Annotated in this window: 4 protein-coding genes; 3 read left to right on the top strand and 1 reads right to left on the bottom strand. The window is 46.9% G+C overall.

Features of this window, described 5'->3' with window-relative positions; all coding sequences use genetic code 11:
• Positions 1 to 48 precede the first annotated feature (48 nt).
• On the bottom strand, positions 49 to 1,230 hold the full coding sequence (locus ACI35L_RS15990; RefSeq protein ID WP_439803294.1) for an ROK family protein: 1,182 nt from the start codon (positions 1,228 to 1,230) through the stop codon (positions 49 to 51).
• 153 nt (positions 1,231 to 1,383) lie between these two features.
• Between ACI35L_RS15990 and xylA the strand changes: the two genes are divergently transcribed.
• From xylA to xylE, 3 genes are read left to right on the top strand one after another with little or no spacing between them, the layout of a single operon-like run.
• The gene (gene xylA, locus ACI35L_RS15985; protein WP_049670441.1) at positions 1,384 to 2,703 is read left to right on the top strand and encodes a xylose isomerase; all 1,320 of its coding nucleotides are present in this window, start codon (positions 1,384 to 1,386) and stop codon (positions 2,701 to 2,703) included.
• A 26-nt stretch (positions 2,704 to 2,729) separates the two neighbouring features.
• Positions 2,730 to 4,226, top strand: a complete 1,497-nt coding sequence (gene xylB, locus ACI35L_RS15980; RefSeq protein WP_439803293.1) for a xylulokinase — start codon at positions 2,730 to 2,732, stop codon at positions 4,224 to 4,226.
• A gap of 31 nt (positions 4,227 to 4,257) precedes the next feature.
• A complete protein-coding gene (xylE, locus tag ACI35L_RS15975) occupies positions 4,258 to 5,655 on the top strand; it encodes a D-xylose transporter XylE (RefSeq protein ID WP_049670443.1) in 1,398 nt (465 codons plus the stop codon).
• Positions 5,656 to 5,708: the final 53 nt, after the last annotated feature.

Below are 5,708 nucleotides of genomic sequence, written 5' to 3'. Positions count from 1 at the left end.
AGAATGGAGAATGCTGCGATGACTGTTACATCATATATATCGACGGTTTTAGTATGCATTTACACTTTTTTTGTGTAAATCAATGGATAAAAAATGTTCTGCCCCATGTGCGGCTGCCCCTAATGCGGCGGAATAGACTGATAGATTGGAAAAAACAATCTGCAAATCAGTTTGGCTGTTCTTCAGGCTTCGTTCCTTTACGTTTGCCAGGATGGATTCTATCAGCAAATCCTTCGCCATTGCGAGCCGATTGCCGATGATGATCTTCTCGGGATTAAAGGTGTTGGCGATATTCGTCATCCCAATTCCGAGAAAGGTTCCGACCTCCTCAAATAGAGGCTTCGTTTGGCGATTGGCATCACATAACTCAATCAAATCCTCAAGGGAGAGGTCTTCTTGATTTGGATGGATGGCCTCTGCCTTTGTCAGCAGGGCGCGCTCTGAGGCGTATAATTCCCAGCAGCCCTTATTCCCGCATGGACAAGGAAGTCCGTCATATTGAATGGACATATGGCCCATTTCACCAGATATCCCGTTTGCCCCCTTAAAAAGCTGCCCATTCAAGATAAATCCAGCCCCAATCCCGATTCCAGCGCTGACATAGACCATATTGTCGCAATCCTGGCCGGCACCGAGGATTTTTTCGGCATAAGCCCCTGCGTTAGCCTCGTTCTCAATAATGACGGGAATGGAGAAGGCTGCCTCGATTTCCTTCCTGAGATTCTTGTACTCCCAGCCAAGGTTCGGGGCAAGCAGGATATCTCCCTCATTATCCACAATTCCAGGAATCCCAATCCCGATTCCGACCACTCCATAAGGGCTTTCTGGAACGGATTGATGAAGATCCTTGATCATAGAGATGATTCTTCCGACAGCTGCTTGATAATCCTTGTTGTCTGTTTTCTGTTTCTCCTTACGTATGATATCGCCATTTAACGTAGTTAAGATGCCCAGTATGTAATTGACGCCGACATCGATGCCAATCGTATAGCCGGCCCGGTCATTAAACAGAAGCATGACAGGTCTTCTGCCGCCGCTTGATTCCCCAGGACCTGATTCTACACATAACTTCTCCTCAAGCAATTCGTTCACTAAGGAGGAGATGGTGCCTTTCGTCAACCCGAGTGTTTGGGATAAGTCGGCTCGTGAGATTGGTGCCTTATCACGTATGGCTTGCAGGATGATTTGTTTATTGTTCAGCTTAACGACTTGCTGATTCCACTTCATCATTTCCTCTCCTTCATATACTCGCTACTCTTATTTATACCATAAGTGCAACGATTTGAAAAACTTTGTTTATTCGTTAGACAAACAAAGTTTTCCATGCTACAATTTCCTTGTGAGTTGTAAACGATTACATAGATTTTCAAGGAGGAAGAAATGATGAGCTATTTCTCAAATGTACAGAAGATTCAATATGAAGGGCCAAACAGTCAAAATGATTTTTCATTCCGTTATTATAATCCGAACGAGCAAGTAAATGGTCAGACGATGGAGGAACTGCTTCGTTTCGCTGTGTCTTATTGGCATACCTTTACGGCTGAGGGCACCGATCCATTCGGTCAGGCAACAATGAAGAGACCATACAACCATTTAACTGGATTAGATCTTGCGAAAGCACGTGTCGAAGCTTCATTTGAATTCTACGAAAAATTGCAGGCGCCATTCTTCTGCTTCCATGATGTCGATATTGCACCGGAAGGAACATCCTTAGCTGAAACGAATAAGAATCTTGATGTGATTGTTGCTATGATCAAGGATTATATGAAGACGAGCAAAACAAAGCTTCTTTGGAACACGGCGAATATGTTCTCTCATCCTCGCTGGGTGCATGGTGCAGGTACAGCCCCTAATGCAGATGTGTTTGCTTATGCAGCAGCTAAGGTGAAGAAGGGTCTTGAAGTCGGTAAAGAGCTTGGTGCGCAGAACTATGTGTTCTGGGGCGGTCGTGAAGGCTATGAGACTTTATTAAATACAAATATGAAGCTCGAACTCGATAATCTGGCACGCTTGTTCCATATGGCGGTTGATTACGCGAAAGAAATCGGCTTTGATGCCCAGTTCTTGATTGAGCCAAAACCGAAGGAGCCGACAAAGCACCAATATGATTATGATGTGGCGACAGCTCTATCATTCTTGCAGGCTTATGATTTAGCTGATTCCTTTAAGTTTAATATAGAAGCAAACCATGCAACCTTGGCTGGCCATACATTCGAGCATGAATTACGCGTTGCACGCATTCATGGCATGCTAGGTTCTGTGGATGCAAACCAAGGGGATCCGCTTCTTGGCTGGGATACGGACGAATTCCCAACAGACTTGTACTCTACGACATTAGCGATGTATGAAATTATTAAGAACGGCGGACTTGGCAGAGGCGGTCTGAACTTTGATGCGAAGGTAAGAAGGGGCTCCTTTGATCCGGAAGATTTATTCCACGCTCATATTGCCGGTATGGACAGCTTCGCAATTGGTGCCAAGGTTGCTCAGAAACTAATTGATGACAAGGTTCTTGAGAATTTCATTGATAACCGTTACAGCAGCTTCAAAGATGGAATCGGCCTTGAAATCGTTGAAGGAAAAGCTGATTTGAAATCATTGGAGCAGTATGCACTCGGTCTTGGCGAAATCAAAAATCAATCCGGCAGACAGGAACAACTAAGAGCCATCGTTAATTCTTACTTACTTGATATTCTTCGCTAATGGACAAGGCAGGAGGGAGCCGGACAATGAAGTACGTAATTGGAATCGATCTTGGAACGAGCTCGGTCAAGGCCTTGCTTGTCAATGAACTTGGAGAGGTTTCTTTAGAGGTATCAAAGCCTTATCCTCTTTATCATCCAAAGCCGGGATATAGCGAGCAATCGCCGGAGGATTGGGTAAAGCAGACGAAAGAGGCACTGGCTGAGCTTATCGAGCGTTTTGACGGCGAGCCTGGCGATATAGCCGGAATCAGCTTTTCCGGGCAGATGCACGGACTTGTTCTCCTTGATGAGGAGTATGAGGTGCTCCGCCCGGCCATCCTCTGGAATGATACAAGAACGACAAAGCAATGTGAGGAAATCTACGAGACGGCAGGGAAGGAGAGAATTCTCTCCATTACGAAAAACCCTGCTTTGGAGGGATTCACCCTGCCGAAGCTTCTCTGGGTGAAGGAGCATGAACCAGCACTGTTTGAGAAGGCAGCGGTGTTTATGCTGCCAAAGGATTATGTCCGTTTCAAAATGACCGGCACGATTCACAGTGAATACTCCGATGCGGCTGGTACGCTGCTGCTGGATGTGCCGAATAAGAAGTGGAGCAAGGAGATTTGTGGGATCTTCGGGATAAAGGAAAGTCTCTGTCCGCCATTACTGGAATCTCACGGGCTTGCCGGTACATTGACTGCTGCCTTCGCAGCAAGCACTGGGCTCTCACCTGAAACGAGGGTGTTCGCCGGTGGAGCGGATAATGCGTGCGGCGCCATTGGAGCGAATATCCTTGCAAAAGGCGCAACCCTATGCAGCATCGGTACTTCCGGAGTCATTCTCTCCTATGAGGCAGAGAAGGATCTTGATTTCGGCGGAGTCGTCCATTATTTCAATCATGGGAAGGAAGATGCCTTCTATACAATGGGGGTAACTTTATCTGCCGGTCACTCGCTCAGCTGGTTCAAGGAGCAGTTTGCCAAAGAGGAGACGATGGAGCAATTGCTTGAAGGTGTAGGAGACATTCCGCCTGGAGCACATGGACTTCTCTTTGCTCCATACTTAACAGGTGAGCGGACGCCGCATCCGGATGCGATGATTCGTGCAAGCTTCATCGGCCTTGATGCGACACATACGAGAACAGATTTGGCTCGGGCTGTCATGGAGGGCATCACGTTCTCTCTGAATGAATCGATTGAGATTTTCCGGGAGAAGGGAAAAGAAATCGATACCATCGTCTCCATTGGCGGAGGAGCCAAGAATCCCGCATGGCTGCAAATGCAGGCCGATATCTTCCAGGCTAAAGTCGTGACCTTGAGAGGAGAGCAGGGACCTGCGCTTGGAGCGGCTATTCTGGCTGCCTATGGAAGCGGTATCTTTGCCAGCTTAGAGGAATGTGCAAAAGTGTTCACCTCCTATAAGGATGAGTATGTCCCAAATCCTGAAAGGGCGGAACAATACCGCAAGCTATATGCGCTCTATCAGAAGGTTTACCCGCAAACGAGGGAATTGTGTAAGGGGTTAATGGAATTTCGTTAAGGTTCAGGCAGAATAAAGGGGATGGACAATCATGAAGGAAAAACGAAATTTAGGCTATATCATTACGATTACGATGGTTGCCGCGCTCGGCGGATTGCTTTTCGGATATGACACAGCTGTCATATCCGGGGCTGAGCGCTCTTTAGAGGTATATTTCATTGAAAGCCTTGGGCTCAGCTCATTCATCCATGGTGTCACAACGTCCAGCGCCTTGATTGGCTGTATTATCGGAGGGATTATTTCCGGGTATTTTTCCCGTCAATTCGGCCGGAAGAATTCCTTGATCTTTGCAGCAATCCTCTTCACTCTATCAGCGCTGGGTTCAGCTTATCCGGAATTCTTATTCTTCACAAAAGGGGAACCGAGCATTTCGCTTCTGCTGATGTTTAATGTGTACCGGATTATCGGAGGAATCGGCGTCGGTCTTGCTTCAGCAGTCGTACCGATGTACATAGGGGAGATTGCGCCGGCAGATATACGCGGCCGCTTAGTCTCCTTCAACCAATTCGCCATCATCTTTGGGATGCTGGTCGTTTATTTCGTCAATTATTTGATCGCGAGCGGACAAACAGTCGCCTGGATCAATGATATTGGCTGGCGTTATATGTTTGCCTCAGAGGCTGTGCCAGCCATTCTTTTCGGTTTGCTTTTATTCTTTGTTCCGGAGACACCGCGCTATCTCGCTCTTAAGAAGAAGGACAGCCAAGCATTATCTGTTCTGACGAAGATTAATGGAGCGAAGGCAGCTAAAGGTATTCTTGCCGACATTAAAGGAACCCTTGGAACCAATGCTGCTCGGGGGAAATTATTTGCCTATGGCAAGCTGGTCATTATCATCGGAATCCTGCTGTCTGTATTCCAGCAATTTGTCGGAATCAATGTGGCACTTTATTATGCACCAAGAATCTTTGAAAGCATGGGTGCGGCAAAGGATGCCTCAATGCTGCAAACCATCGTCATGGGATTGGTTAATGTTATCTTCACCATCCTCGCTATCATGACGGTGGACAAGTGGGGAAGAAAGCCGCTCTTGATCGTCGGGTCCATTGGGATGGCGATTGGGATGTTTGGTGTAGCGTCTCTTGCTTATTTTGAAATCATAGGGGTTTCTACCCTTGTGTTCATTATTATCTATACAGCGTCCTTTATGATGTCATGGGGACCAATCTGCTGGGTGCTCATTTCAGAGATCTTCCCGAATAAGATTCGCGGGCAAGCAGTAGCCATTGCGGTAGCGGCCCAATGGGCAGCCAATTATTTCATCTCATCCACGTATCCGATGATGATGGAATACAGCGGAGCGATGACATATGGCTTCTACGGCGTTATGAGTGTTCTTTCTGCCCTTTTCGTCTGGAAATGGGTGCCGGAAACAAAAGGCAAGACACTCGAGGATATGGATGCACTTTGGCGCAGACGCGTCAGCTGACAATTTGGAACTCTTCAAAAGCAATTACTATCCTGCTTTTGGAGAGTTTTCTT

It is taken from the genome of Pradoshia sp. (assembly GCF_051873915.1).
Taxonomy (GTDB): domain Bacteria; phylum Bacillota; class Bacilli; order Bacillales; family Pradoshiaceae; genus Pradoshia.
This window is presented reverse-complemented; position numbering and strand designations above follow the sequence as displayed.